Raw genomic sequence first — 26,564 nt, 5'->3', positions numbered from 1 at the left:
GGAGAAAGACTCAGCCCGGCACGCCGATGAAGTGGAAGTAGCGCCAGAGGCCGCCGTAAGCCCGCTGGACGGTGGTGTCCAGCGCTCGGAAGCGGGCACGCAATTCCGGTAGCAACTGGCCCGTCATCCGCACATGGTTGGCGTTCATCCAGCGCCGGAACGCCGGTTGCTCCGAATCGTGGAAATCCACCACCGCGATCAGGCCATCCGCGACCAGATCCTGACGGGCGTTGGCGATGACCGCCTCCCAACCTGGGTTGATCATGCTCAGACAGTAGGACAGGACGATCAGGTCGAAGCCAGGCCGATAATCCAGCGATCCGGCGTAGGGCTGGTGCAGCAGGGCGATCCGGTCACTGTATGGCGCCAGGCGGTGGCGGGCGGGCGCGAGCATGTCGGCCGAGAGATCCAGCCCGGTGAGCCGTGCTTCAGGAAAGCGCCGCGCCATCTGCTCCAGGTTGCGGCCGGTGCCGCAGCCGATTTCCAGGATGTGGGTCGGCATACGCCGGGCGGCGACCCGCTCGATCAGCTCGGCGCGGCCAAACAGGAAGCTCCAGCGGGTGGCATCGTAAATGCGGGCGTGGAACCGGTAATAGCGTTCGAGCGCACGGTCCGGCGCGGTGGTCGCGAACTGTTGTCCGGTCCTTGGTTCAGCCGGTCCCGCGCGTCCTTGAGATCCGCCAGTAACCGCACCGACAACCCGCGCAACGCCTCCACATCCAGGGACTGGACGTAGGTGTCATCGATCTGGCGCAGGCTGTGATCGCTCAGGTGCATGGCGGGGGTCTGCTCGGCTCGGTGGCTCGGTGGCTCGGTGGCTCGGTGACTCGGCGCTCAGTGTCCCATGCTTCCCTTTCGGAGAGAAGTCAACGACAGGGAGTGTGAACGACTACACCCGGCGGAGCAAAGCACCGGCGCTAAAAACCGTCCGGTATGGCTACCTGGATGTGCCGCCACCTGTTCCGGTGTACCCACCGCCATCACCTCGCCGCCGCCCCCACCGCCCTCCGGCCCCAGATCGACGACCCAATCGGCGGTCTTGATCACGTCCAGGTTGTGTTCGATCACCACGATCGTGTTGCCCCGGTCCCGCAACTCGTGCAGCACCTTCAGCAACTGCTCGATATCGTGGAAATGCAGGCCGGTGGTCGGTTCATCCAGAATGTACAGCGTCTGCCCGGTGTCGCGTTTGGACAGCTCGCGGGCCAGCTTCACCCGCTGCGCCTCGCCACCGGACAAAGTGGTGGCGTTCTGACCAAGCCGAAGATAGCTCAAGCCCACGTCGGTCAGCGTCTGAAGCTTGCGCGCCACCACCGGCACGGCTTGATAAAACGCCAGCGCATCCTCGACCGTCATCTCCAGCACTTCGTGAATATTGCGACCCTTGTAGCGGATGTCCAAGGTTTCCCGGTTGTAGCGCTGGCTCTTGCACACGTCGCAAGGCACATAGATATCCGGCAGAAAGTGCATCGCCACCTGGATCAACCCGTCGCCCTGACAGGCTTCGCAGCGCCCACCCTTGACGTTAAAGCTGAAACGGCCCGGTGCGTAGCCGCGCGCCCGCGATTCGGGCACGCCGGCAAACAGTTCGCGGATCGGAGTGAATAGCCCGGTATAGGTGGCCGGATTGGAGCGCGGCGTCCGACCGATGGGGCTCTGGTCGATGTTCACCACCTTATCCAACTGCTCCAACCCCAGCAGATCGCGGCACGGCGCCGGCGATTCGTTGGCGTTGTTCAGGTCGCGGGCGGCGTAGCGATACAAGGTGTCGTTGATCAGCGTGGACTTGCCGGAACCGGACACCCCGGTAATGCAGGTGAACAAACCCAGTGGGATCTCCACCGTCAGATCTTTCAGGTTGTTGCCGCTGGCCCCGACGATGCGTAACCGCTTCCCGGCATCGGGCCGAGTCCGCCGGGCCGGTAATTCAATCCGCCGCTGGCCGCTCAGATAAGCCCCGGTCAAGGAATCGGGATGCGCCATGATCTCGGCCGGCGCTCCCTGCGCCACCACCCGGCCGCCATGCACGCCCGCGCCCAGTCCCATGTCCACCACATGATCGGCGGTGCGGATGGCGTCCTCGTCGTGCTCGACCACGATCACCGTGTTGCCGAGATCGCGCAGGCGCAACAGGCTGGCCAGCAGCCGGGCGTTGTCGCGCTGGTGCAGGCCGATGGACGGCTCGTCCAGCACGTACATCACCCCGACCAGCCCCGCGCCGATCTGCGAGGCCAGCCGGATGCGTTGCGCCTCGCCGCCGGACAGGGTATCGGCGCTGCGCTCCAGGTTCAGATAATCCAGCCCGACGTTGACCAGGAAATTCAGCCGCTCGCCGATTTCCTTGACGATCTTGACCGCGATCTCGCCTCGCCGGCCGGGCAGCGCCAACTCGATGAAGAATTCACGGGCCACGCCGATGGGCAAGGCGACGATTTCCGGCAGGCTCCGGCCAGCGACGAACACATGACGGGCGGATCGAGTCAAGCGCGCGCCCTGGCAGGAGGGGCAGGGCTGACTGCCGAGGTACTTCGCCAGTTCGTCACGCACCAGGTTCGATTCGGTTTCCCGGTAGCGGCGCTCCATGTTGGGAATCACGCCCTCGAAGGGATGGCGGCGGTGATGGGTCTCGCCGCGACTGTTGCTATGCTCGAAGTCGATGGCTTCCCCGCCGCTGCCGTGCAAAACGAGCCGGCGGACCCGCTCGGGCAGATCCTGAAACGGGGTGTCCACCTCGAAGGCGTAATGTCGGGCCAGCGACTTGATGAGTTGAAAATAATGAACATTGTCACGATCCCAGCCGCGCACCGCTCCGCGCGCCAGACTCAGATGCGGGTGCGCCGCCACTCGCTCGGGGTCGAAAAACTGCTTGACGCCCAGACCGTCGCACGCCGGGCAGGCCCCGACCGGATTGTTGAAGGAGAACAGGCGCGGCTCCAGCTCGCTTAGGCTATAACCGCAAATCGGACAGGCGAAGCCGGCGGAAAACAGCAGCTCGGCCCGCGCCGGTTCGTCCAGAAACGCCACTCGCGCCATGCCGTCCGCCAGCCGCAGCGCGGTTTCGAACGACTCGGCCAGCCGCTGGCCGAGATCGCCCCGGACCTTGAAGCGGTCCACCACCACTTCAATCGTATGCTTGCGGCGCAGATCCAGGTTGGGTGGGCTATCCAGTTCCGCCACCTCGCCGTCGATGCGGGCACGCACGAACCCCTGGGCGCGCAGTTCCTGCAACAGCTTGACGTGCTCGCCCTTGCGCGCCTTCACCACCGGCGCCAGCAGCATCAGCCGCCCGCCCTCGGGCAGCGCCAGCACCTGATCCACCATCTGGCTGACGGTCTGGGCGTCCAGGTCGATGCCGTGGTCCGGGCAACGCGGAATCCCGGCTCGTGCGTACAGCAGCCGCAGATAATCGTAAATCTCGGTGATCGTCCCGACCGTGGAACGGGGATTGTGCGAGGTGGATTTCTGCTCGATGGAAATGGCCGGCGACAATCCTTCGATATGGTCCACATCCGGTTTTTCCATCAGCGACAGAAACTGCCGGGCATAGGCGGACAGCGATTCGACGTAGCGGCGCTGGCCCTCGGCGTAGAGCGTGTCGAAGGCCAACGAGGATTTGCCGGAACCGGACAGGCCGGTGATGACGATCAGCCGGTCGCGCGGCAGGTCGAGATCGACGTTTTGCAGATTATGCGTGCGCGCGCCACGTATCTTGAGGGTGTCCATGGATGGGAGGTCTGAGGTGATGGCGGTTTGAGGCGGTCATGATAGCGCCCGCGTATGACCCGGCAAGGTCGCCCGAAACGAGCGACGAACCGCCGCCCGCTCCAAGCCATGCCCCCACAGGGTGGGAGGCGTCCATGCCATTTGCCTTGGGGCGGTGCGGGGGTAACCCTCCGACGCTATGTCGATATTGTATCGTGGACTTATTCCAAGTCATCGCCATAAACACTAACCGTTTGAATGGCTTTGATTTCATAAGTGTGCGGAAATTTCAGGAAAAGCGGGTAAAATCATTCCCACGATAAGGTCATTGGAAAACCGGTTTCTCTTACGACGAATGAGCGATTGTCCGAGATGAAGAAATACCTCAAGGCCGAATTTCCCATCGCCGTTGCCCTGGTCGTGCTGGGGCTGGGTTTCGCCCTGGAGCACGCGGCGGTCGAGCACGGCGGCGGCTTGCTATGGAGCCTGCTGCTGGTGATTCTGGCGGCCATCATCGGGGTCGCCTTCCGCATCAGCCACCACGCCGAGGTGCTGGCGGCGCGGCTGGGGGAACCCTACGGCACCTTGATTCTGACCATCGCGGCGGTGTCGGTGGAAGTGGTGATTTTAGTCGTCCTGCTGCAAGGCGCGCCCAATCCGACCCTGGCGCGCGACACCGTGTTCGCGGCGGTCATGCTGGACATCAACGGCATTCTCGGATTGGCCGCGATCATCGGCGGCCTCAAGCACGGCACGCCGCGATATAATCTGGATTCCGCCAATTCTTTTATCGCCATGCTGCTGGTGGCCATCGGCATCGGCATGTTTATCCCGGACTTCGTGCCGGACAGCCACTGGCGGCTGTATTCCCTGTTCTCGGTGGGGATCATGGCGATCATGTATCTGGCTTTTCTGCGCTTGCAGACGGTCGAGCACCGCCAGTTCTTCGAGCATGCGGAGGGATTGGAGGAAGAAGCCCACGATGTGGCGCATAGTCCGAACGCGCAGCATATCGCCGTGATGATCGGCGCCATCGTGCTGGTGGGGCTGCTGTCGGAGGTGTTGTCGGTGCTGCTGGACGCCGGGCTGGTCGGCAGCAGCCTGCCCAAGACCTTGCCGGCGGTGCTGGTGGCGCTGATTTCCGCCAGCCCGGAGATCCTCACCGCGCTCAACGCCGCGCGGCACGATCAGATGCAGACCACGGTCAACATCGCCCTGGGGGCGTCGCTGGCGACCGTGCTGCTGACTCTGCCGGTGATCGAAGGCATCGCCCTGTTCACCGGCGAGCGCATCGTCATGGCGCTGACGCCGATGCAGGCGGGCTTGTTGCTGCTGACCCTGCTGACGGTGATGAACAACTCGCACGACGGCGAAACCAACGTCATCGAAGGCATCAGCCATTTCGCGCTGTTCGCGGCGTTCGCGGCGCTGGTGATGATGGGGTTGTTGTGAGGCGGGCGCCGGCGCGGCGCTACAGCCAGCCCCGATATTTGAAATACCAGTAGGGCGCGATGCCCGACAGGACCATCAGGCCGATCGCCAGCGGATAGCCCAGATCCCAGCCGAGTTCCGGCATGATCTGGAAATTCATGCCGTAGATGCTGGCGATCATGGTCGGCGGTAGAAACACCACGGCGGCGATGGAGAAAATCTTGATGATCTTGTTTTGTTCGATGCTGATGAAGCCCTGCGCGGCGTCCATCAGAAAGTTGACCTTCTCGAACAGGAAGCTGTTGTGCGGCAGCAGTGATTCGATGTCGCGCAGGATCTCCCGTACCTCGTCGGCTTGGGTCGATCCCAGCCGCGCCCGACGCAGCAGATAGGTTAAGGCCCGCTGGGTATCCATCAGACACAGGCGAACCTTGCCGTTGATATCTTCCTGGCGAGCCAGTTCGTCGATGGAGTCTTCCAGGCTGGCGTCGTTGCTTTCCAGCACTTGGACGCTTACGGCATTGAGCGCGGTCTGCACCTCTTCCAGAATGTCGGCGAGTTCTTCCACCTTGGTTTCGAACAAGGTGATCATCAGCGACAGAGCATCTTTCGCCAGCCCCTGCTCGCGGCGGGCGCGCAGCCGAAACATGCGGATGGCCGGCAACTCATGGTCGTGCAGGGTGAACAGCCGCTGGTCCTTGAGGGTGAAGGCAACCGTGGAGTTGCTGATCCGCTTGTCCTGGCGGTGGAGAAAATATGAATGCAGGTGCAGACCGTCGGCGTCCTCGAAGAAGCGGGCGCTGGCCTCGATTTCCTCCACATCTTCCGGTTCGGGCAGGTTTTGCCGGTACAGGGATTCGACCTGTTCCCGCTCCTCGTCGTCGGGCTTGAGCAGGTCGATCCAGATGGCCTGGTTCAGAGTGGTCGTATCCGCTTCGAGATTGAGTTGTTCGAGACGGTGATTGCGCAAGGTAAATCCGTAGATCATGGGCTCTGGTCTCGCGCGGGGCGGCGAAAAACAAAAAAAGCGGCACTAGGCCGCTTAAATCGAATTGGTGGAGCGGAAGGGGATCGAACCCTCGACCTTCGCATTGCGAACGCGACGCTCTCCCAGCTGAGCTACCGCCCCAAAACTAAAGTAGGTTGCGAATCATACAAACTTCAACCGTTATTGGCTAGACCTCGAATTCGAAAAATTATGTCCCACATCACCATCGTTTTGCCCGTTCTGAACGAGGAAGCCCAGATCGCCGTCTGCCTGCGTGCTTTGCAACCCTTGCGCGAACAAGGCTGCGAGCTGATCGTGGTGGATGGCGGCAGCCGGGACCGGACCCTGGCATTGGCCGAGCCGCTGGCGGATCGGCTGGTGAACGGTCCCCGAGGCCGGGCCGCGCAGATGAACGCCGGCGCGCGCCAGGCCAGCGGCGAGATTTTGTGGTTCCTGCACGCCGACAGCTTGCCGCCGCCGGACGCCGCGGGCCTGATCCGCGCCACCTTGGCCGACTCAGGTCGGCACTGGGGCCGCTTCGATGTGCGCCTGTCCGGCCATCAGCCGTTGTTGCGGGCGGTGGAGACGCTGATGAACCTCCGTTCCCGGCTCACCGGCATCGCCACCGGCGATCAGGGGGTTTTCGTGCGTCGCGCGCTGTTCGAACGAATCGGCGGTTTTCCGTCCATCGCGCTGATGGAGGATATCGCCCTCAGCCGCCTGCTGAAACGGTACGGTCGGCCAGTGTGCCTGCGGCAACGACTCCAAACCTCCAGCCGGCGCTGGGAACGCGACGGTATCTCGCGCACCATTTTGTTGATGTGGCGGTTGCGGCTGGCCTATTTTCTCGGCGCCAATCCGGCGCGGTTGGCCCGGATTTATGAGCGATGAACCCGATCTACGAATTTCCCGCCGCCCGCTTGCTGATTTTCGCCAAGGCACCGGTTCCCGGACGGGTCAAGACCCGGTTGGCCGGGCAGTTGGGAACCCGCGGCGCGGCAAATCTATATAAAAAGCTGCTGCGCCGGACCCTGGCCATTGCCCGCGCGGCTCGACTGTGCCCGGTCGAACTGTGGTGCGCGCCGGATGGGCGGCATGGGTTCTTCACCGCCTGTCGGCGGGAGTACGGCGTGCGTCTGCGCCGGCAGTGTGGCGGCGATCTGGGTCGGCGCATGAACCATGCGCTGAGCCGAACGCTGACCGCGCATCGATTCGCGGTGTTGATCGGCGGCGATTGCGTGTCGCTGGGCGCGGCGGAATTGCGGGCGGCCTGTGCCGAGCTGGCCGCCGGGCGGGATGCGGTGCTGGGACCGGCGCGGGACGGCGGCTATCTGCTGGTTGGCCTGCGCCAGCCTCGTCCGGCGCTGTTTCGCGGTATCGCCTGGGGTACGCCAGCCGTACTGGCGGCGACCCGCCGCCGGTTGCGCCGCTCGGGCACGGCCTGGGCCGAACTGTCGCCGGGCTGGGACGTGGATACGCCAGCCGACCTGCGCCGGCTACGGCGTGTTCAGATCGGGGAGTCGGTTGCGTCGGCGTCGCCGAAATATTCGGCGGTGTAACGCTCGGCGCTCAGTTCCGGCGACCAGAAATCCAGCGGCAAGCCGGCTTTCTGTTTGAGCTGGGCCAGGAATACGTAAGGGTCGGGTAGCTGCTCCCACACCGCTGGCAGGAAGGTGGCACGGTAGTGACGGAACTGGATGATCAGGCCGTCCACGCCCGGCCGTAGTTGCGCCAGCAACTCGTCCTCGGAGCCGAATTGCAAGGGTTCTGGCGGCGACAGCACCGAGATATGGATATCCAGCGTCGGAAACTCGTCCTCCCGCAGTTCCGGGAAGCGGGGGTCTTCAAAGGCGGCGGCGAAGGCGTGCGCGGCGATGTCTTGCACCAGCGGCTGACGGGCCACCAGCGCGCCGATGCAGCCGCGCAACTGACCGCCGGTTTCCAGGGTCACGAAGGTTGCCCGCGGCGGGCGCAGGGTTTCCGGGTAATCGGCCGGGTCCACCTCCAGCGCCTGGCCGTGCCGCAGGCCGTGCCGGATCGAGGCCCGCGCCACTTCGAGCAGGGCGGCGCGATCCGGCTTCGACAGCGTTTCAATGGAAGACATAGGCGCCGTACCCCACTACCTGGTCGCGTGAGCCGGCGGTGTCGCCGGAATTGCGTAGATCGATGGTTTCGCCGTGCAGACCCTTGCGCCGGGCCACCCACAACAGACCGTTGACCGGATTGCGCCCGCAGGCCTGTTCGTAGCCGATGTCCTCGAAGCGTAGCGCCTCGATGGCCTTGGACGTGGTGTCATCCAGCAGACGGGCGGTGGCGTAATCGTGATAGTGGCTGAGGTCGGAGCTGATGACGATCAGGGTTTCCGGTCCGCCCCACAGCGCTTCCAACACCACGCCGACTTCCGCCGGCCGGGCTTCGCCGACCACCAGCGGCACCAGCTTGAAGTTGTCCAGGACTTCCTGCAGGAAGGGCAGGTGCACCTCCAGGCTATGTTCCTGCGCGTGAGCCTGCTCCAGAACGCCGACATCGGACAGTTGCTCCAACTGTTCGAGCACCGCCCGGTCGATGGCGATTCGGCCGAGCGGCGTGGCGAACGCCTCCATGCCGCTGATCGCGATGCCCCGGAAACCGACTCGATGGCTGGGTCCCAGCAACACGACCCGGCGGATGATATCGCGCGCCGCCCGCAGACGGGCATAGGCCGAGGCCGCGATCGGGCCGGAATAGATGTAGCCGGCGTGCGGAACGATGATCGCCTTGGGCGGCGGTTCGGTCGGCGGTTTGACTTGATCCAGGAATCCCCGAACCTGGGTCTGTAACTCCGCGGCATCCGCCGGATAGAACAACCCCGCTACAGCGGGGGTACGCACGGTTTGCATGACGACGCCCTCCCGATGAGTTTGCCAACATCGACATATTTAGAGTATAGAACGCGGAGGTAGTCTCAAAATGGTAAAATTCAACCATGATTTTATGGCAATCAGCGACAGCGCTGACCCAATAACGACGAGAGCCTTTGCGAAGGAGGCCACCATGAGCATCACCACCACCAACGATTTTTTCCCTACCCAGTACTGGCACGCTCTGCCCGACGGCCGCGTGCAATGTGATGTCTGCCCGCGTTTCTGCAAGCTGCATGAAAGCCAGCAGGGATTGTGTTTCGTGCGCGGCTGCCACGATGGGCGGATCGTACTGACCAGTTACGGCCGCTCCAGCGGCTTCTGCATCGACCCGATCGAGAAGAAGCCGCTCAATCATTTCCTGCCGGGCACGCCGGTGCTGTCGTTCGGCACCGCCGGTTGCAACCTGGCCTGCAAGTTCTGCCAGAACTGGGACATGAGCAAGTCGCGCGAGATGGACACCCTGGCCGATCAGGCATCGCCGCTGAAACTGGCCCGGGTCGCCCACGAACTGGGTTGTCGCAGCGTGGCCTACACCTACAACGACCCGGTGATTTTCATGGAGTACGCCATCGACGTGGCGACCGCCTGCCGGGAATACGGGATCAAATCGGTGGCGGTCACCGCCGGCTATATCTGCGACGAACCGCGCCGGGAATTCTTCAAATACATGGACGCCGCCAACGTCGATCTCAAGGCGTTCACCGAAGAATTCTACTGGAAGATCTGCGGCGGCCACCTGCAACCGGTGCTGGATACCCTGGTGTACCTGAAGCGGGAAACCAACGTCTGGTTCGAGATCACCACCCTGCTGATCCCCGGCGAGAACGACTCGGACGCGGAACTGGAGGCGCTGACCCAGTGGGTGATGGAAAACCTGGGACCGGAGGTGCCGATCCATTTCACCGCGTTCCATCCGGACTGGAAGATGCTAAACCACTCGCCGACCCCGCCCTCGACCCTGAGCCGGGCGCGGCGGATCGCCATGAAGAACGGCATCCGGTATGCCTACACCGGCAACGTGCACGACGAGAAGGGCGACAGCACCTACTGCCATCAGTGTGGCCAAAAACTGATCGGCCGTGATTGGTACACACTCGGCGTCTGGAATCTGACCGCCGATGGTCACTGCAAGGCCTGCGGCACGCCCTGCGCCGGGGTGTTCGAAGCGCAACCGGGACTGTGGGGCGCGCGGCGGCGCCCGGTGCGCCTTCGACAGTATGCCGACTGATGGGCTGGTATCCGGGTTGCCGCACTGATTCACGATGCTGAGCTATCGGCATGGGTTTCACGCCGGCAACTTTGCCGACGTGTTCAAGCATGTTCTGCTGGCGCAACTCATCGGCGCGTTGCGGCGCAAGAACAAACCGTTTTGCTTGCTTGATACTCATGCCGGCGCCGGTCGCTACGATCTGGATTCGGCGGTGGCCCGCAAAAACCGGGAATACGTGGCCGGCATCGGCCGATTGTGGCATCGATCGGGGCTGGGTCCGGAACTGGCCGAGTATCTGGCTGGGGTCCAGGCGCTGAACCCGGACGGCGTATCGCGCTGGTACCCCGGCTCGCCGCGCATCGCCCGCGCCCTGCTGCGACCGGGCGACCGGCTGATTCTGAGCGAACTGCACCCCGCCGAGTATCCGCCGCTCAAGGCGGAATTTGCCGGCGACCGGCAAGTGGCGGTTCACCGCATGGACGGTTACGTTGGTCTCAAGGCGTTCCTGCCGCCCCCGGAGCGGCGCGGTCTGGTGTTGATCGATCCGGCGTTCGAACGGAAAGACGAATTTGAGCGGCTGGCCGAGGCGGTCCAGACAATTCACCGGCGTTGGGCCGGTGGCATGATCGCGATCTGGTACCCGATCCTCGACCGTGCTCCCAGCCTGCGGTTTCAGCAGAGACTGCAAGCCTTGGCGGTTCCCGCGATTCTATGCGTGGAACTGGGCCTGTATCCCTACGATACGCCGCTGGGGATGCACGGCTGCGGGATGATCGTCGTCAACCCGCCGTGGCGGCTCGATGAAACGCTGAACCGGTTGCTGCCGGAACTGTTGGAGGCGCTGCGCGTTGGCGAGCACGGTCAAACCCGGCTGGAATGGTTGGCGACGGCGCTTTAGAATTCGGCGATCGCATTAGCCTCCATCTCCCGATATCCGACATCCGGCGCTTCGAAAACCATGAACCATACCACTCTCATCGATGCCAGCACGCTGCACGCTCGCCTCAACGACCCGGACTGGGTCGTGATGGATTGCCGCTTCAGTCTGGCCGATCCCGAGGCTGGCCGTCGGGCCTACCGTGGCAGTCACCTTCCCGGCGCCCGTTATGCCCATCTGGACCAGGATCTGTCCGGTCCCATCACGCCGGCCACGGGGCGGCATCCGCTGCCCGATCCGGAGCATTTGGCGCAAAAGCTGGGCGCGTGGGGCATCGATCGCGACAAGCAAGTCGTGGCTTACGACGACATGGGCGGCATGCTGGCGGCGGCGCGCTTGTGGTGGCTGCTGCGCTGGTTGGGCCATACCGCCTGCGCGGTGCTGGATGGCGGCCTGCCGGCCTGGCGGCGGGCGGGCTTGCCGCTGAGCACCGAGGTGCCCACCGCGCGGCCGACCGCCTTCACGCCCCGGCCGGACGACCGCTTGTGGATGAGTACGGAGCAGGTGTTGACCCTGCCGGCGGCGGATGTGCTACTGGATGCCCGGGCGGCGGCGCGCTATCGGGGGGAAATGGAGCCGATCGATCCGGTCGCCGGCCACATTCCGGGCGCGTTGAACCTGCCGACAGACAGCCATCTGACGTCAGAGGGGCATTTTCTACCCATCGCCGCGCTGCGGCGGCGATTTGCGGCGATGCTGGGCAACCGGCCGCCGGCAAGCGTGATTCACGCCTGCGGCTCCGGGGTGACCGCCTGTCACAACCTGCTGGCGATGGAGGCCGCTGGTTTGGACGGCTCGCGGTTGTACGCCGGTTCCTGGAGCGAATGGATTCGCGACCCCCGGCGGGCGGTCGCCACCGGCGAGGAGTAAAGCCCGCATTTTCACGCTTTCAACCCAAAACCGGGAATAACCGAAGAATGCCGAAACCCCTCCTCGCGATCCTTGCAACGCTCTTCATCGCCTCGACCATCAGCGCCTGCGCCTTGCAACCGCTGAGCGGTTTGACGGAGACTCCGACCACCGAGCAGGCGGCGACAATTCCCGCGCCTTATGTGGACTACTGGCAAACCCGCGATCCGTCGGAATATCGGCGAGATCCGGCGCCCAATCGCCAGTCGGTCGCTCAGTCTCGGGACGTCGTCATCCAGGAGAAAGACCAGGGCACTGGGACGGCGACTGTCGATCGTCAACCCATCGCCGCCTCTCAGGATGTTGTGATCCAGGGAAAAGACCAGGGCGTCGGAACGGCCGAAAAGAGCGCCAAGTCCAGAGTTCGGGTGGTCGTGCCGGTACGGTCGGGGAAAGCCACCGATGCGGTGGCACGCAAATCCTCCGAAAAACCCGCGACGGCGGCCGTTAAAACCGCGCGGGTCGCAACCAGCTCGGCCAAGCGAAATCCGCGTCTGTCCAAGCATAAAAAGGGCAAGGGTTCGCCCAGGCTAGCCACGACCGCTGGGAAGGGTCTCTGGAAGCGGGTGCGCGGCGGGTTGCGGTTGGCCGACGTGCAACATCCCCGAGTTGCTGAACAAATCGAGGCGTTCAAGCGCAATCCGGCCTACCTGCATCTGTTCTCGCGGCGCGCCAAGCCCTTTCTCCATTACCTGGTGGAGCAAATCCACCGGCGCGGCCTCCCGATGGATCTGGTGTTCGTGCCCATGGTGGAGAGTGCTTTCGAGCCAACCGCCGTTTCCCCACAGGAAGCCGCCGGCCTCTGGCAAATCATGCCGGCCACCGGAGAGGAGCGAGGTTTGCTGATCGCCGACGGTTACGACGGTCGATTCGACATTCATACCTCAACTGATGCCGCGCTGGGCTATCTGCGCGACTTGAACAAGATGTTCGCTGGCGACTGGTTGCTGACGCTGGCGGCCTACAATGCTGGCCCTGGCACCGTCCAGGAGGCCATCAAAGCCAGTAAGGCGGCCCGGCCAGGCGCGGAAGCCCAGCCCGTCGCCGGAGATCCCGAAGCGGCCACCGTTTCCGAGCCGCGGCCGCAATCGCTCTACTGGGATTTGCAACTGCCCAAGGAAACTCAGGCGTATGTGCCGAAGATACTGGCACTGGCTCAGATGGTGGCCGATCCCCAAACTTATGGCGCGCGACTCCCGCCCATCGATAATCGAGCCTATCTGTTCAGAGTCAAGACAACGCCAGACCTCAAGGTTTTCGATGCCCTGGCCTTTACCACGATTTCCATCGATGAGTTTTTACGCTTCAATCCGGGGTTCAAGACGGAGGTCGAAGCACCGGCCCGCGCCTATACGCTCCTGTTGCCTTGGGATCAGGCCCGGAACCTGGTGGCGAACGTGCCGGGCGCACGCTTCGTGGGACCCAGTAAGTACACGGTTAAGAGGGGAGATACTCTGGAAAAGATCGCCAAGCGGCACGGTGTTCCTTTCCGGCAACTGGCGCAATGGAACGGCCTGAGCGCCGACGGTATCCTGAAAGCTGGCCAACAACTGACCGTATATCCCGCCTCGTAAGCTGGACGTCGCGGGTCAGCCGGGATTCAGCCGTTGCCGTGCCTGGTTTCCGGGACGATTTCGGGCATGGGGGGGACGGTGAAGGAATGGCTGGCCTTGAACGCCTTGACCCGCCGCTCGGCTTCCTCGATCTGGGCCGCGCTCATCTTTTCGGCGATGTCCCGCTTGGCTTGTGGCGCCTGACCGTCGCCTTGGGAATCGGCCAGCGCGTACCAGAAGTAGGCCTCCACCTTGTCCGCCGGCACGCCCTCGCCCTGCTCGTACATGATGCCGAGGTTGACCTGCGCCTGCGGCAACCCCTGTTCGGCTGCTTTTCGATACCAGGATATCGCTTGCGCGTCGTCTTGCGGCAGGCCCTGGCCGTTGTCGTACAACACGCCCAGATTGAACTGAGCGAAGGCGAAACCTTGTTCCGCCAGGGGGCGGATGAGCGCCACCTCGGCGGCGTAGTCGCCGCGTTCGTGAGCGGTTCTGGCCCGGTCCCAATCACCGTCGGCCCAGGCTGGGGCGACGCTCAGCAGGCTGCCCGCCAACAGTAGCAGTAACGGTTTGTTCATGGATGGATACTCAAGGTCATCGATCGATTTGGATAGGGGTAGAGCAAGTTTAGCATTCCACCGGTCGGACGCACCGCCTTGGTTCAGCCCGGATTGACCGGTAGCGCGATGGTGGAGGAACCGGCGGCCACAGGTACCCTCCACCGCCGATGCTCCCATTCGAGTCCACCGGGCGACCCGAGTGCTGAAGGATTGCCAAGTGTTGGGGGTGTTAGTCAGCTCCGGGGTATCCCGGCCAGGTTCGGGGGCCGGCGGCGCCGATACGGACATCGGCCGAAGCAGCGAAGCCTGGGCAGACGCCGCCGCGGGTGGAAGAAAGGCGCTTCAGGAAAGCCGCAGATCTTCGGCGTTATCCCAGCCGCGAGCCAGCGCCGCCCATCCCGCTATCCAGGCGTGATACAGATAGCTGTCCGGGACGTAGGGGTTCTGATCCTCGCCTTGACTGGCTGCTTCAAGTCCTTGTCGGAAAGCCCGTCGCACCATCGGCGCCAGCTTTTTTGAAGAATCGATATTGCCGTGCATCAGAGGAGTATCTCCGAGCCCAAACCGCTATCTTGGACCCGTATGGAACAGGAATGTTGCTTATTAGACAATAAAATTGTTTATTTTGCAACGTTGTTGTTGGCTAACTGTGAATCTGTATCTGATACAGACTGGCGTACAACCCCCCACGGGCCAGCAGCTCATCATGGGTGCCGCTCTCGACGATGTGGCCGCGGTCGAGCACCACGATGCGGTCAGCACTCTCGATGGTGGACAGGCGGTGGGCGATGATGAAGGCGGTACGACCCTGGCGCAGGGTATCCAACGCTTGTTGGACCTTACGTTCGGACTGGGTATCCAGCGCCGAAGTGGCTTCGTCCAGGATCAGGATCGGCGCGTTCTTGAGCAGGGCGCGGGCAATGGCCAAACGCTGGCGCTGGCCGCCCGACAGTCGCGCGCCGTTCTCGCCGATCAGGGTGTGCAAGCCTTGGGGCAACTCGCGGATGAACTCCATGGCGTGGGCGCTTTCGGCGGCCTTGACGATGTCGTCCTCACCGACCTGGAAGCCAGCGCCGTAAGCGATGTTGGCGGCGACGGTGTCGTTGAACAGCACGATATCCTGACTGACGTAGGCGATGTTGGCGCGCAGCTCGGCCAGCCGCAGCTCGCGAATCGGCACGCCATCCAGCAGGATGTCGCCGGACTCCGGTTCGTAAAAGCGCGGCAGCAGACTCATCAGGGTGGTTTTGCCGCCGCCGGAGGGTCCGACCAAAGCAATGGTTTCGCCGGGGCGCACATCCAGATCGAGCCGGTGGAGCACTTCGCCGCCGTCCTCCCGGTAGCGGTGGCTGACTTCATGGAAGCGGACTTCACCACGGGCGCGGCCGATGGCGCGGGTGCCCCGGTCCGGTTCCGGCGGCTCGTCCAGCAGGGTAAAAATGGTTTCCGCCGCCGCCAGCCCGCGCTGCAATTGTTCGTTGACCTTGGTCAGCCGTTTGATCGGCGTCAGCAGCATGGCCATGGCTCCGAACAGGGAGACGAAACCACCGACGGTGATCTGGTCGGCGGCCGATTGCAGCGAGGCAAAATAGATCACCGCGCCCAGGGCGATGATCGCCAGCAGTTGCACCAGCGGCCCGCTGGCTTCGGACGCGGCGGCCAGCTTCAGATTGAATTGACGGACCCGGTTATTGACCCGGTGGAAACGTTGTCGTTCATAGTCCTGGCCACCGAAGATCTTGATCACCTTATGACCTTGCAGCACCTCGTCGATGACATGGGTGAGACCGCCCATCAGCTCCTGCAGCTCGCGGCTGAGTCGCCGCAGCCGCGAGCTGACCAGGCGCATGATAATGGTGATGCCGGGGGTGATCAGCAGGACCAACAGCGACAGTTTCCAGTTCAGATACAACATCCAGCCCAACAGGCCGATCACCGATAACCCGTCCTTGACCAGAGTGACCAGTGCCTGGGTGGTGGCGGTCATTACTTGGCTGACATCGTAAGTCAGGCGCGACAGCAGGCTGCCGGCCGAATGATCGTCGAAATAGCGGGTCGGCAGCGCCAGCAGCCGGGCGAACAGGGCATCGCGCAAATCCGTCACTACTTGGTGCGCGATCCAGCTCATCGCCAAGGTGCCGATGAAACTGGTGATGCCACGGACGATGAAGACCGCCACCATCAACAGCGGCATCAGCCGGATGGAATGCGGGTCCTTGGCGACGAAGCTGCCGTCCAGCAGCGGCTGGATCAGCGCGGGAATGAGCGGCTCGGTGGCCGCCGCCGCCGTCGTGCCCAGGATCGAGAGCGCGAACATGCGGCGGTAGGGCCGGACATAGCGCAGCAGCCGCAGATAGAGATCCTTGCTGTTCATCGTTTGGAATGTGAGATGGGGTGGAGGCAAGCCGGGCGCGGGCGGGAACCATGCCAAGCTCCATATTTTGACCATGCTATCATGCCCCCACCACGCAACATTCCCCAATTAGCCCATGAAACCGCAAATTCCCCATTTCGAACAGGCCCGGGTGCTGATCGCCGGCGATGTGATGCTGGACCGTTACTGGTACGGTCCCTGCTCGCGAGTCTCGCCGGAAGCGCCCGTGCCGGTGGTCAAGGTCGAGGAGGTCGAGGAACGCCCCGGCGGCGCGGCCAACGTGGCGGTCAACATCGCCACCCTCGGCGGTCGGGTTCGGGTGCTGGGCGTGGCTGGCGCCGACGAAGCCGCGACGGTGCTGGAAACCAAGTTGCAACGGCTGGGCGCGGCGTGTGAGCTGATCCGGCAGCCCGGCCAGGCGACGATCACCAAACTGCGGGTGTTGAGCCGCAACCAGCAGTTGCTGCGGCTGGATTTCGAGGATGGCTTCCCCGGTTTCGAACCGGGCGCGTTGGAGGAGCGCTTCGCCGCCTGGTTGCCGGAAACCGATGTGGCGGTGCTGTCCGACTATCAAAAGGGCGCTCTGCGCGCGGTCGAGCGCTGTATCGAGCGGGCCCACGCCGCCGGCAAACCGGTGCTGGTCGATCCCAAGGGTCGGGAGTTCGACCGCTATCGGGGCGCGACTTTGCTGACGCCCAATCTTAGCGAGTTCGAAACGGTTGCCGGCCCCTGCCGCGACGAGGCGGAATTGGTTGACAAAGGCGCTGCGCTGCGCCGGGATCTGGAACTGGAAGCGCTGCTGATCACTCGCGGCGAGCAGGGCATGACCCTGTTGCGGGACGGCGCCGAACCGCTGCATCTGGCGGCGCGCGCCCGCGAGGTCTACGACGTCACCGGCGCCGGCGACACCGTGATCGCCACCCTCGCCGTCGGATTGGCGGCCGGGCTGGCGCTGCCGGCGGCGACGGTGCTGGCCAATCTGGCGGCGGGCATCGTGGTCGGCAAGCTGGGCGCGGCCAGCGTCACCGTCTCCGAACTGCGTCGGGCGTTGTACGAACACGACGAACCGCCGCGCGGGGTGCTGGACGAGGAGCAACTGCTGTCGGCGGTGGCCGACGCCAAGGCGCACGGCGAGACCATCGTCATGACCAACGGTTGCTTCGACATCCTGCACGCCGGACATGTGAGCTATCTGGAACAGGCCAAGCGACTGGGCAACCGGCTGATCGTGGCGGTGAACGACGATGTATCCGTGCGCCGTCTCAAGGGTGCCGAGCGGCCGGTCAACCCGCTGGAACAACGGATGCGGGTGCTGGCCGGCCTGGCGGCGGTGGACTGGGTGCTGCCGTTCCACGAGGATACGCCGGAGCGATTGATCTGCGCGGTCAAGCCCGACTATCTGATCAAGGGCGGCGACAACGACCCGGCGAAAATTCCCGGCAACCGCTGCGTCTGGGACAACGGCGGTCAGGTGGTGGTGATGGATTATATCGAGGGTTGCTCCACCACCAGCACCATCGCCCGCATTCTGAAGCGGCCGTGAACGCCATCCAACGCATCCTGAACGTGGATGCCGTCATCGTCGGCGGCGGCATTGCCGGGCTGTGGCTGTTGGCCCGGCTGCGCGAGCGGGGTTATGGCGCACTGCTGATCGAAAGCGAGCAGTTGGGCGCCGGTCAGACCATTTGCGCCCAGGGCATCGTTCACGGTGGCGCCAAGTACAGCCTGCACGGTCAGGTCAGCCGGTCCGCCGAAGCCGTCGCCGGAATGCCGGAACGGTGGCGGCGCTGCCTGAAGGGTGAAGACGCGATCGACCTGCGCGGCGCTCGGCTGCTGGCCGAACACCAGCATCTGTGGGCAACCGGCGCCCCCATTTCGCGATTGGCGGCGTTTTTCGCCAGCAAGCTGATGCGTAGCCGCATGGACAAAGTGGCGGATGCCGGGGGTGTCGACGCCGTGCCGGCGGCGCTGCGCCACCCGGCGTTCCGTGGCACGGTGTATCGCTTGGATGAGCCGGTTCTGGAGGTGGCTTCGGTCCTGACCGCGTTCGCCGAGCGTTACCGCGACGCCATCGCGCGCAGCCATGGACCGGTGACGCTGAAGGCGGACGGCACCATTACCTTGCACTATTCCGGGTATCCACAGCAGGTGCTGCGCCCGGCGGTCACCGTGTTCACCGCCGGCGCGGGTAACGTTGGGCTACCGTGGGTGGCACAGCAACTGCGCCCGCTGCACATGGTGCTGGCACGCGGCGTCAACCTCCCCGGACCGCTGTACGCACACTGTCTGGGTGCCAGCGACCTGCCACGGTTGACCGTGACCAGCCATTACGATGCCGGCGGTCGGCTGGTTTGGTACCTGGGCGGTGGACTGGCGGAAGAGGGGATCGAGCGCGACCGTCACGAACAGATCCGCGCGGCGCGGCGGGAATTGAACGCGCTGCTGCCGTGGGTGGACTGGAACCCGGTGGAATTCGCGACCTTTACTATCCAGCGTGCCGAAGCCCGGCAGCCCGGTGGCGGCCGTCCGGCCGGACCCAGCGTGTCCCGCGACGGGCGGGTGATCGCCGCCTGGCCGACCAAACTGGCCTTGGCGCCACTGCTGGCCGAACAGATTGAGGAGGTGCTGCGCTCGCTTGACGTGCGACCTCGGCCGACCGATCTGCGGGCGCTGACGGACTGGCCGCGACCGGAGATCGCCGCTTACCCCTGGGACCGGGACGATCTGGAATGGAGCTAAGGTCGCTGGGATCGACCGGGCTACGAGTTAGTCCGCTGGGTTTGGGGACGGTGAAATTCGGGCGCAACCGAGGGGTCAAGTATCCTCGACCGTTCGACCTGCCGTCGGATCGGGAAGCGCTGGCGCTATTGGAATTGGCCTGGGATCTGGGAATGCATCTGCTGGATACCGCTCCCGCTTATGGCGAAAGCGAGGAACGGCTGGGCCGCTTGCTGCGGCAGTGCCGACGGGACTGGGTGATCGTTACCAAGGTTGGCGAGGAATTCCAGGGCGAGGCATCGCGCTTCGACTTTTCCGCCGCCGCGACCCGCGCCAGCGTCGAGCGCAGCCTGCGGCGGTTGGGAGTGGAAGCACTGGATGCGGTGCTGATTCATTCCAGCGGCGACGATGTGCATATCCTGGAGCGGGAGGGCGTATTGCCGACCTTGCTGGACTTGAAACGAGCGGGATGGATACGAGCGGTCGGCATGTCGACCAAGACGGTGGCCGGTGGGCTGCGGGCGGTGGAATGCTGCGATGTGGTGATGGCCACCTGCAATCTGTCCGAGCGCGAGGATCTGCCGGTCATCCGCGCCGCCCACGCCGCCGGCAAGGGCGTGTTGGTCAAGAAAGGTCTGCGCAGTGGCCACTTGGATCGAACGGCGGGCATTGATCCGGTGCGGGCCTCCATGGATCTGATCTTCGCCGAGCCGGGTGTGAGCAGCGTGGTGGTCGGCACCCTGAATCCGGCGCATCTGCGCGCCAATGTGGCGGCGGCGGAAGAGGTGCTCCGCTCACTGGGTGACACTTCTGGCATGGATAGGGAATAGTGTCGCAAAAGACCAGACCGGACCCGGTGATTCCCATGTATCAGATGGAGCAGTCCGATGCGTCGGGTGCATGTTGGCTGCCCAAAACTCGATTGCGCCCGGCACTTTTGGCGGCGTACAACGCTCGATCGGCCTCTGTCAGAAGGGCTTCGATCCCAGCGGTCGATGTTGGGCTTGCGGCAACGCCAATGCTGACCGTCATCCTGAAACTGTAGCCATGTTGAACGATGGACGTGGACTCGATCGCGGCGCGGACCCGCTCGCCTACTTGCTCAGCCTTTGCCTGATCGGCCTCGACGGCCAGCACGGCGAATTCCTCTCCCCCCAAACGCCCAAAGATATCGACCTCCCGCAGTTCGCGTCGGACCGTGGTCGCCAACTGCCGTAGCGCGGCGTCACCGGCATCGTGGCCATAGCGATCGTTGATGTCCTTAAAGTGATCGGCATCGATCATTAATACACTGGTGGGGTGACCGAAGCGTTTCGATCGGGCCAATTCCTGTGCCGCCAGCTCCAGAAAATGCCCCCGATTACTGATCCCGGTCAGACTATCGGTGGTGGCCAGCTTTTCCATTTGCCGTAGATGCGCGACATTTTCAAATGCCTGACGGATGTATGGACTCATGACGTACAGAATGTCGCGATCAGCCAAATCCAAACCATTGACCGCATGATGGATCAGGACAATATGTACGGGAGCGTTCTCCGCATGGAAACCCAGATGGATAGCCGACCCAGGATGAAGCACCTGAAAAAATTGCGCGTTATCGCTCCAAATACGAGATTTATGGGCATCTCCGAGCAAAGTCGGTTTCTGTGTGGCATAGAGTACGCCGTGATCCTCGTCGCGCCAGGCGGCCCCAATAAGCGGCTTTGCCGAAGAGGCGGTGCACACCATGATTCCCTCGATCTGCCGCAGGACGGCGAAGCCATCGAAGTCGATGACTTCGGTCAGGGAATCGCCAACTGCCTTGTATACCTCGGCACGGCTGCGCGCTTGGGCCAGTTTGGCCAGGCCAATGCGCAATAGTGCGTTGATCCTATGTGCCTCATCAAGTTGAGCCTTGACGATCTGGTAGCCCAGCGCCAAATCATTCTGAAAAGCCGGAGGACTGAATTCCACCTTTTTGCTTGCGGAGGATGGAGCGTGGAAATCCTCGAACAAGAGCAATGACACCATCAGGTTGGCATGGGCGTTGCGATTGTGCCAAAACCGTCCTTGTTCGCCGAAGAAGAATCCGCCCATGAAGGGCGCTCCTCCCAAAGCGTCGCGGATCAATTCGACCATTTCGGTACTGCGCTCCGCCAAAGGTCCCGCGCAAGCAGCACAATAGGACATCAAGCCACCCATCGCTCGCGGTGCCGACACATCGAATAGCGCCCGCGTGCGTTCCACCAGTTCCGCGGTGCGGTGGACCAGGATATCTTGATCTCCAGTCATCAAGGTTACATGGCTGCCTTCGGGAATCACGGCATGAACCCGAAGCGCGCCGCTTTCAACCCGCACCGGATGCACCAATCCATGCAGCGGGGCAGTGCCCACATGACCGACCGTGACTCCAATGGGGGACATCGTGGTTTGTGTCACCACATCACCGTTATGGAGTACTTCCGCGGCGATCAAACCATCGCTCCACCGATCGTAGACCTGAGCGGCGGGTTGCCCGTCGATGGTCAGGAGGACACGCCCTTCGGCGGCGGTGACAATCCCGGTTTTCTCGGTGGCGCGGTAGCCCCCGAAAAAGCCGTGACAGACCCGCCCGGTTACAAACCCGACGCTCAACAACAAGCCATCATCGATAACGGCGTCACGGTTGAATACGACGCAGTGGCCAGCCCATTTGAAAGCTAAAGCTTGAGGGTCGTTACCCAGACCGTTCATTGTCGCCGCGCTGCCGCCAACGATCGGCACGCTGGTACCGACGACTTGCTCGATGCCGGTGATCACCGCTTCTTCGCAACCCGGCACGGCGCTGAGCCAGATGAAGTCGGGTACGGCGCCGCTCCTGCCGGCGGCGGCAATCGCCTGCTCCACGGCACGGCGCGCTGCGTCGGCGGGTGCCAGTTGTGCAAACGAAGCAAGACCGGTGCCGAAAGCCCCACCGGGATCGGCGATCGCTAACACGCTGATGCTGGGGTCTTCCATGATGCCATCGCCGCCGAACACCGCGGAGGAAGATGAACAGCCATGAATGGCGGTATTCGGAAAAGCCGTTTTGACTGCTTGTTGGGCAAATTCCGGGACGACGGAATCGGTGTGAAACACGATGACCCAGTCGGGATACAGAGCTATCGCGGCGCGCAGCTTGTCCGCCAAAGACATTGCTGTACGGGTTTTCTCGACAGCAATGGAAACCTGATTGATTTTCACGGTTTTATCATTGTTGGAGTCCCTGTATCCATGGGGCATGGGTCAGATCTTGTTTGTCTTAGACACCGTCAATTTGACTTGGGAATGGCCAGGATAGGACGAGGGCTGCAAAAGACAAGAGCTGATTGTACTTTTATGTGCACCCTTGTGACTCTTCGTGATGCTTACAGCACTCGCCTGAGCCGTTCCACCCCCTCGGCCAGTTGCGGGATGGCGTTGGTGTAGGCGAAGCGGACGTGCCGATGCGGTAGGTGGCTGCCGAAGTCGATGCCCGGCGTGATGGCAACGCCGGTTTCCTCCAGCAAGCGCAGGGCGAACCCATGGCTGTCGTCGGTGAAGCGGCCGCAGTCGGCGTAGAGATAGAACGCACCATCGGGTGTGACGGGGATGTGGAAACCCAACTCGCGCAGCGCCGGCAGCAGAAAATCGCGCCGGACTAGAAACTCCCGCCGGCGTGCCTCGAAAATCGCCGCCGCCGCCGGGGTGAAGGCCGCCAGTGCCGCGTGCTGCGCCGGGGTAGAGGCCGCCAGAAACAGGTTCTGCGCCAGTTTTTCCACCGCGCCCACATAATCCTCCGGTGCAACCAGCCAGCCCAGCCGCCAGCCGGTCATGCCGTAATACTTGCTGAAACTGTTGGCCACCAGCACCCGATCAGAGTATGCCAGCGCGGTCTGAATCGGCGCGCCGTAGATCAGGCCGTGATAGATCTCGTCCATGATCACCCGCCCGCCGCGCGCCTCGACCGTGGCGACGATGGTCGCCAATGCTTCGGGAGCGATCACGGTGCCGGTCGGGTTGGCCGGCGAGGCCAGCAGCACCGCCGTCGTCCGCTCGTCCCAGTGGCGCTCGACCAGATCGGCGGTCAGTTGGTAACCGGTTTCCGGTCCGACCGGAACACCGATGGCTTCGCCTTCCACCAGCCGCACGAAATGCCGGTTGCAGGGATAGCCGGGATCGGCCAGCAACACCCGGTCGCCGGGGTTGATCAGCACCGCCGTCGCCAGTTGCAGCGCGCCGGACGCGCCGGGAGTGATCAGGATGCGCCGGGCGGGAATCTCGACGCCATACCGCTCCCGATAATGGTCGCCGATGGCTTGGCGCAGTTCCGGCAGGCCGGCGGCGGCGGTGTAGCGGGTGCGACCTTCCGCCAGCGCCCGTTGAGCGGCGGCGATGATCGGTTCGGCGGTGGGAAAATCCGGCTCGCCGATCTCCATGTGGACGATGGAGCGGCCGGTGGCTTCCAGCTCTTTGGCGCGAGCCAGCAGCGCCATGACGTGAAACGGCGCGATGTCCGCCATGCGGCGGGCGGGCGGCGCGGCCGGCTCGGTTCTCAAAACGTTCGTCCCGGATTTTCTTCCTCATCGTGGATGGCCAGATCGGCCATGCTGGACGCCTTGCCGCCGCCGCCAGACCCCGTACCTTCGGACAGCCGGATTTGCAGGCCAACGTTATTCTTGGAATCGGCGTTCTTGATGGCTTCGTCCTTGGAAATCTTGCCTTCCTTGTACAGCTTGAACAGCGACTGATCGAAGGTCTGCGTACCCGACTCGGTGGATTGCTCCATGGCGTCCTTAACGTAATCGATCTTGCCTTTCTGAATCAGGTCGGCGATGTAGGGCGTGTTCAGCAGCACTTCCACCGCCGGCACCAGTCCGCCGGTCAGCGAGCGGATCAGCCGCTGCGAGACGATGGCGCGCAGGTTCAATGACAGATCCATCAGCAACTGCGGCCGGACATCCTCGGGGAAGAAATTGACGACGCGCTCCAAGGCACCGTTGGCGTTGTTGGCATGCAGGGTGGACAAGACCAGGTGGCCGGTTTCGGAGAAGGTGAGCACGTATTTCATTACCTCGCGTTCGCGCACCTCCCCGACCAGGATCACGTCCGGCGCCTCGCGCATGGCGCTACGCAGGGCGTGTTCGTAGCCATGGGTGTCGATACCGATTTCGCGCTGGGCGACCACCGATTTTTTGTGCTGGTGGGTAAATTCGATGGGGTCCTCGACGGTGATGATGTGCCCTGGCGCGCTGGAGTTGCGGTGGTCGATCATTGCCGCCAGGGTGGTGGATTTGCCGGAGCCGGTGGCACCCACCAGCAGGATCAGGCCGCGTTTTTCCATCACCAGTTGTCGCAGCAGGGTCGGCAGACCCAGCTCTTCCACCTGGGGGATGTCGCCCTTGATATAGCGGATCACCATGGACACTTCGCCGCGCTGCTTGAACACGTTGGAACGGAAGCGGCCCACCCCTTGCAGCGGGATGGCGAAATTCAACTCCCATTCGTGCTCGAATTCCTTGATCTGATCGTCCTTCATGACCGAGTAGGCGATTTCGCGCACTTGGCCCGGTGCGAGCACCTTGTTGCCGATCGGACGCACCACGCCGCCGATTTTGATGTTCACCGGGGCGCCAACATGAAAGAACAGGTCGGAGGCGTCCTTATCGACCATCAGTTTGAGATACGGCGTAATATCCATCGCTAATCCTCTCTCAGGCCAGCCGATTTAGACCGTTCAGCGCCGCCACCCGGTAAGCTTCAGCCATGGTCGGATAGTTAAATGTGGTGTTGACGAAGTATTGAATGTTATTGGCCGTGCCCTGTTGGGCCATGATCGCCTGCCCGATGTGGACGATCTCGGCGGCTTGGTCGCCGAAGCAGTGAATGCCGAGAATTTCCAGGGTATCCCGGTGGAACAGCAACTTGAGTATCCCCACGGTGCGGCCGGTGATCTGGGCGCGTGCCAGGCTCTTGAAATAGGCGTGGCCAACCTCGTAGGGCACCCGGGCATCAGTCAGTTCGCGCTCGGTGCGGCCGACCGAGCTGATCTCCGGGGAAGTGTAGATACCAGTGGGGATGTAATCAACCAAGTGATGGTCGCAACTGCCATGAATCAGATGGGTGGCGGCGAAGCGGCCTTGATCGTAAGCGGCGCTGGCCAGGCTGGGGTAGCCGATCACATCGCCCACCGCGTAGATGTGGGGCAGGGCGGTGCGGTAATTGTCGTCCACCTTGATCTGGCCGCGGTTGTTCGGGGTGATGCCCAGTTCCTCCAAGCCCATGTTCTGGGTGTTGCCGGTGCGGCCGTTGGCCCACAGCAGCACGTCGGCCTTGATTTTCTTACCGGACTTGAAATGCGTCAGCACGCCATCCGCCAGCCCTTCCACCACTTCGTATTCCTCGTTGTGGCGGATCATGACGCCCTGATCGCGCAAGTGGTAGCTGAGCGCGTGGGCGATTTCGTCGTCGAGAAAGGACAGCAGTTGGGAGCGGGTGTCCACCAGATCGACCTTGCAGCCCATGTTGCGGAAGATGCTGGCGTACTCGCAGCCGATCACGCCCGCGCCGTAGATCAGGATTGAACGCGGGGTGGTGGACATGCTGAGGATGGTGTCGCTGTCGAAGATGCGCGGGTGGTTGAAGTCGATGTCGCGCGGCCGGAATGGATGCGAGCCCGAGGCGATAATGAAGGCATCGGCGCCGAGGACGACCGGCTCGGCGGTACCGCCAGCCCGCACTTCCAGGGTGTGGGCGTCGAGAAACCGGGCCTGGCCGTGTCGCAGCCGGATGCGGTTGCGTTCGTAGAAATCCCGGCGCATGGCGGTCTGGCGGGCGATCACCGATTCGGCGGAGCGCAGCAGGTCGGGGTAGGACAGCTTAAGGGCGGAGCCAAGCGCGTTGCGGAACGCCGGGCTGGTGTTGAATTCCAGCATCCGATTGATGGAATGGCGCAGCGCCTTGGACGGGATGGTGCCCCAGTGCGTGCAGCCGCCGCCGACCAAGTGGTGTTTCTCGATCACCGCCACCGACTTGCCCTCTTTGGCGGCTTTCATCGAGGCTCCTTCTCCTCCCGGGCCGGTGCCGATCACGATAACATCATGGTTCTGGTCGTTCATTGGTCGCGCTCGTCGGTGGTGGTGGCGAAAAAGCGGGGGTCGCTTTCGTGGGTCTTTCCTTCTGAGCCGATAGTTTAGACCCTTTTAGGATGTGCGCAAAAAGGACCTTGGCTGGGTGTTCGGCGCGGTCGCGATGGCGGTGGGTGGGCTCCTTCCGCGCGGCCGGAATCGACTGCGCCGCTTTC

The 26,564-nt window shown here is 63.3% G+C and carries 23 protein-coding genes and 1 tRNA gene; 10 read left to right on the top strand and 14 right to left on the bottom strand.

Going from position 1 to position 26,564, the window contains the following annotated elements; translation table 11 throughout:
- Positions 1 to 10: 10 nt before the first annotated feature.
- The 3 genes from IPM89_10735 to uvrA are packed head-to-tail and all read right to left on the bottom strand — an operon-like array spanning position 11 to position 3,723.
- Complete coding sequence (locus IPM89_10735; protein ID QQS55880.1) at positions 11 to 574, bottom strand: methyltransferase domain-containing protein; 564 nt, start codon at positions 572 to 574, stop codon at positions 11 to 13.
- The gene (locus IPM89_10730) at positions 526 to 777 is read right to left on the bottom strand and encodes a hypothetical protein (protein ID QQS55989.1); all 252 of its coding nucleotides are present in this window, start codon (positions 775 to 777) and stop codon (positions 526 to 528) included. Before IPM89_10730 ends, IPM89_10735 begins: the two co-directional genes overlap by 49 nt.
- 57 nt (positions 778 to 834) lie before the next feature.
- On the bottom strand, positions 835 to 3,723 hold the full coding sequence (gene uvrA, locus IPM89_10725; protein QQS53368.1) for an excinuclease ABC subunit UvrA: 2,889 nt from the start codon (positions 3,721 to 3,723) through the stop codon (positions 835 to 837).
- A gap of 351 nt (positions 3,724 to 4,074) precedes the next feature.
- On the opposite strand from uvrA, the gene IPM89_10720 reads away from it, so the two are divergent.
- The gene (locus tag IPM89_10720) at positions 4,075 to 5,154 is read left to right on the top strand and encodes a calcium:proton antiporter (protein ID QQS53367.1); all 1,080 of its coding nucleotides are present in this window, start codon (positions 4,075 to 4,077) and stop codon (positions 5,152 to 5,154) included.
- A 19-nt stretch (positions 5,155 to 5,173) separates the two neighbouring features.
- On the opposite strand, the gene corA is transcribed toward IPM89_10720, so the two are convergent.
- Together corA and IPM89_10710 are read right to left on the bottom strand one after the other, a co-directional pair.
- Entirely contained in the window at positions 5,174 to 6,121 is a 948-nt protein-coding gene (corA, locus tag IPM89_10715; protein ID QQS53366.1) for a magnesium/cobalt transporter CorA, read from the bottom strand.
- A gap of 65 nt (positions 6,122 to 6,186) precedes the next feature.
- Positions 6,187 to 6,262 (bottom strand) — tRNA-Ala (locus IPM89_10710).
- A gap of 69 nt (positions 6,263 to 6,331) precedes the next feature.
- Here IPM89_10710 and IPM89_10705 point away from each other — a divergent pair.
- Positions 6,332 to 7,012 carry a TIGR04283 family arsenosugar biosynthesis glycosyltransferase gene (locus IPM89_10705; GenBank protein QQS53365.1) on the top strand — a complete coding sequence of 227 codons (681 nt, stop codon included), beginning with the start codon at positions 6,332 to 6,334 and terminating at the stop codon, positions 7,010 to 7,012.
- On the top strand, positions 7,009 to 7,680 hold the full coding sequence (locus tag IPM89_10700) for a TIGR04282 family arsenosugar biosynthesis glycosyltransferase (GenBank protein ID QQS53364.1): 672 nt from the start codon (positions 7,009 to 7,011) through the stop codon (positions 7,678 to 7,680). The genes IPM89_10705 and IPM89_10700 overlap by 4 nt, the downstream gene beginning before the upstream one ends.
- On the opposite strand, the gene amrA is transcribed toward IPM89_10700, so the two are convergent.
- Positions 7,629 to 8,225 carry an AmmeMemoRadiSam system protein A gene (gene amrA, locus IPM89_10695; protein ID QQS53363.1) on the bottom strand — a complete coding sequence of 199 codons (597 nt, stop codon included), beginning with the start codon at positions 8,223 to 8,225 and terminating at the stop codon, positions 7,629 to 7,631. The genes IPM89_10700 and amrA overlap by 52 nt on opposite strands.
- The gene (gene amrB, locus IPM89_10690) at positions 8,212 to 9,000 is read right to left on the bottom strand and encodes an AmmeMemoRadiSam system protein B (protein ID QQS53362.1); all 789 of its coding nucleotides are present in this window, start codon (positions 8,998 to 9,000) and stop codon (positions 8,212 to 8,214) included. Before amrB ends, amrA begins: the two co-directional genes overlap by 14 nt.
- Positions 9,001 to 9,154: 154 nt before the next feature.
- Here amrB and amrS point away from each other — a divergent pair, with 154 nt between their 5' ends.
- From amrS to IPM89_10670, 4 genes are read left to right on the top strand one after another with little or no spacing between them, the layout of a single operon-like run.
- Positions 9,155 to 10,252: an AmmeMemoRadiSam system radical SAM enzyme gene (gene amrS, locus IPM89_10685; protein ID QQS53361.1), complete on the top strand. Its 1,098-nt coding sequence runs from the start codon at positions 9,155 to 9,157 to the stop codon at positions 10,250 to 10,252.
- Between the two features lie 34 nt (positions 10,253 to 10,286).
- Complete coding sequence (locus IPM89_10680) at positions 10,287 to 11,132, top strand: 23S rRNA (adenine(2030)-N(6))-methyltransferase RlmJ (protein ID QQS53360.1); 846 nt, start codon at positions 10,287 to 10,289, stop codon at positions 11,130 to 11,132.
- A 60-nt stretch (positions 11,133 to 11,192) separates the two neighbouring features.
- Entirely contained in the window at positions 11,193 to 12,041 is an 849-nt protein-coding gene (locus tag IPM89_10675) for a sulfurtransferase (protein QQS53359.1), read from the top strand.
- A 47-nt stretch (positions 12,042 to 12,088) separates the two neighbouring features.
- On the top strand, positions 12,089 to 13,654 hold the full coding sequence (locus IPM89_10670) for a transglycosylase SLT domain-containing protein (protein ID QQS53358.1): 1,566 nt from the start codon (positions 12,089 to 12,091) through the stop codon (positions 13,652 to 13,654).
- Between the two features lie 26 nt (positions 13,655 to 13,680).
- Here the strand turns inward: IPM89_10670 and IPM89_10665 are convergent, their stop codons facing one another.
- From IPM89_10665 to msbA, 3 genes are all read right to left on the bottom strand, one after another.
- Positions 13,681 to 14,211 carry a sel1 repeat family protein gene (locus IPM89_10665; GenBank protein ID QQS53357.1) on the bottom strand — a complete coding sequence of 177 codons (531 nt, stop codon included), beginning with the start codon at positions 14,209 to 14,211 and terminating at the stop codon, positions 13,681 to 13,683.
- Between the two features lie 324 nt (positions 14,212 to 14,535).
- The gene (locus IPM89_10660; protein ID QQS53356.1) at positions 14,536 to 14,733 is read right to left on the bottom strand and encodes a hypothetical protein; all 198 of its coding nucleotides are present in this window, start codon (positions 14,731 to 14,733) and stop codon (positions 14,536 to 14,538) included.
- A 103-nt stretch (positions 14,734 to 14,836) separates the two neighbouring features.
- A complete protein-coding gene (msbA, locus tag IPM89_10655) occupies positions 14,837 to 16,567 on the bottom strand; it encodes a lipid A export permease/ATP-binding protein MsbA (GenBank protein QQS53355.1) in 1,731 nt (576 codons plus the stop codon).
- A gap of 115 nt (positions 16,568 to 16,682) precedes the next feature.
- On the opposite strand from msbA, the gene hldE reads away from it, so the two are divergent.
- The 3 genes from hldE to IPM89_10640 are packed head-to-tail and all read left to right on the top strand — an operon-like array spanning position 16,683 to position 20,115.
- Complete coding sequence (gene hldE / locus IPM89_10650; protein ID QQS53354.1) at positions 16,683 to 18,110, top strand: bifunctional D-glycero-beta-D-manno-heptose-7-phosphate kinase/D-glycero-beta-D-manno-heptose 1-phosphate adenylyltransferase HldE; 1,428 nt, start codon at positions 16,683 to 16,685, stop codon at positions 18,108 to 18,110.
- Positions 18,111 to 18,115: 5 nt separating this feature from the next.
- Complete coding sequence (locus IPM89_10645) at positions 18,116 to 19,306, top strand: FAD-dependent oxidoreductase (GenBank protein ID QQS55879.1); 1,191 nt, start codon at positions 18,116 to 18,118, stop codon at positions 19,304 to 19,306.
- A complete protein-coding gene (locus IPM89_10640; GenBank protein QQS53353.1) occupies positions 19,297 to 20,115 on the top strand; it encodes an aldo/keto reductase in 819 nt (272 codons plus the stop codon). Before IPM89_10645 ends, IPM89_10640 begins: the two co-directional genes overlap by 10 nt.
- A 40-nt stretch (positions 20,116 to 20,155) precedes the next feature.
- Here IPM89_10640 and IPM89_10635 read toward each other — a convergent pair whose 3' ends face one another.
- The 4 genes from IPM89_10635 to sthA all read right to left on the bottom strand — a co-directional run bounded on the left by IPM89_10635 (position 20,156) and on the right by sthA (position 26,379).
- The gene (locus IPM89_10635) at positions 20,156 to 22,486 is read right to left on the bottom strand and encodes a diguanylate cyclase (GenBank protein ID QQS53352.1); all 2,331 of its coding nucleotides are present in this window, start codon (positions 22,484 to 22,486) and stop codon (positions 20,156 to 20,158) included.
- A gap of 164 nt (positions 22,487 to 22,650) precedes the next feature.
- Positions 22,651 to 23,784: a pyridoxal phosphate-dependent aminotransferase gene (locus IPM89_10630; GenBank protein QQS55878.1), complete on the bottom strand. Its 1,134-nt coding sequence runs from the start codon at positions 23,782 to 23,784 to the stop codon at positions 22,651 to 22,653.
- Positions 23,785 to 23,816: 32 nt separating this feature from the next.
- On the bottom strand, positions 23,817 to 24,962 hold the full coding sequence (locus tag IPM89_10625) for a PilT/PilU family type 4a pilus ATPase (GenBank protein QQS53351.1): 1,146 nt from the start codon (positions 24,960 to 24,962) through the stop codon (positions 23,817 to 23,819).
- A 13-nt stretch (positions 24,963 to 24,975) separates the two neighbouring features.
- Positions 24,976 to 26,379, bottom strand: a complete 1,404-nt coding sequence (gene sthA / locus IPM89_10620; protein QQS53350.1) for a Si-specific NAD(P)(+) transhydrogenase — start codon at positions 26,377 to 26,379, stop codon at positions 24,976 to 24,978.
- Positions 26,380 to 26,564 lie beyond the last annotated feature (185 nt).

It is taken from the genome of Candidatus Competibacteraceae bacterium, assembly GCA_016699715.1.
GTDB lineage: Bacteria > Pseudomonadota > Gammaproteobacteria > Competibacterales > Competibacteraceae > Competibacter.
Note: the sequence above shows the minus strand (reverse complement) of the source record. Positions and strands in the feature narration are given on the sequence as shown.

Bases quoted from the DNA above. Each gene is read 5' to 3' on its own strand.
- IPM89_10730 (QQS55989.1), bottom strand. From the start codon at position 777: ATGCACCTGAGCGATCACAGCCTGCGCCAGATCGATGACACCTACGTC.
- uvrA (QQS53368.1), bottom strand. From the start codon at position 3,723: ATGGACACCCTCAAGATACGTGGCGCGCGCACGCATAATCTGCAAAAC.
- IPM89_10720 (QQS53367.1), top strand. From the start codon at position 4,075: ATGAAGAAATACCTCAAGGCCGAATTTCCCATCGCCGTTGCCCTGGTC.
- corA (QQS53366.1), bottom strand. From the start codon at position 6,121: ATGATCTACGGATTTACCTTGCGCAATCACCGTCTCGAACAACTCAAT.
- IPM89_10705 (QQS53365.1), top strand. From the start codon at position 6,332: ATGTCCCACATCACCATCGTTTTGCCCGTTCTGAACGAGGAAGCCCAG.
- IPM89_10700 (QQS53364.1), top strand. From the start codon at position 7,009: ATGAACCCGATCTACGAATTTCCCGCCGCCCGCTTGCTGATTTTCGCC.
- amrA (QQS53363.1), bottom strand. From the start codon at position 8,225: ATGTCTTCCATTGAAACGCTGTCGAAGCCGGATCGCGCCGCCCTGCTC.
- amrB (QQS53362.1), bottom strand. From the start codon at position 9,000: ATGCAAACCGTGCGTACCCCCGCTGTAGCGGGGTTGTTCTATCCGGCG.
- amrS (QQS53361.1), top strand. From the start codon at position 9,155: ATGAGCATCACCACCACCAACGATTTTTTCCCTACCCAGTACTGGCAC.
- IPM89_10680 (QQS53360.1), top strand. From the start codon at position 10,287: ATGCTGAGCTATCGGCATGGGTTTCACGCCGGCAACTTTGCCGACGTG.
- IPM89_10675 (QQS53359.1), top strand. From the start codon at position 11,193: ATGAACCATACCACTCTCATCGATGCCAGCACGCTGCACGCTCGCCTC.
- IPM89_10670 (QQS53358.1), top strand. From the start codon at position 12,089: ATGCCGAAACCCCTCCTCGCGATCCTTGCAACGCTCTTCATCGCCTCG.
- IPM89_10665 (QQS53357.1), bottom strand. From the start codon at position 14,211: ATGAACAAACCGTTACTGCTACTGTTGGCGGGCAGCCTGCTGAGCGTC.
- IPM89_10660 (QQS53356.1), bottom strand. From the start codon at position 14,733: ATGCACGGCAATATCGATTCTTCAAAAAAGCTGGCGCCGATGGTGCGA.
- msbA (QQS53355.1), bottom strand. From the start codon at position 16,567: ATGAACAGCAAGGATCTCTATCTGCGGCTGCTGCGCTATGTCCGGCCC.
- hldE (QQS53354.1), top strand. From the start codon at position 16,683: ATGAAACCGCAAATTCCCCATTTCGAACAGGCCCGGGTGCTGATCGCC.
- IPM89_10640 (QQS53353.1), top strand. From the start codon at position 19,297: ATGGAGCTAAGGTCGCTGGGATCGACCGGGCTACGAGTTAGTCCGCTG.
- IPM89_10630 (QQS55878.1), bottom strand. From the start codon at position 23,784: ATGGCGGACATCGCGCCGTTTCACGTCATGGCGCTGCTGGCTCGCGCC.
- IPM89_10625 (QQS53351.1), bottom strand. From the start codon at position 24,962: ATGGATATTACGCCGTATCTCAAACTGATGGTCGATAAGGACGCCTCC.
- sthA (QQS53350.1), bottom strand. From the start codon at position 26,379: ATGAACGACCAGAACCATGATGTTATCGTGATCGGCACCGGCCCGGGA.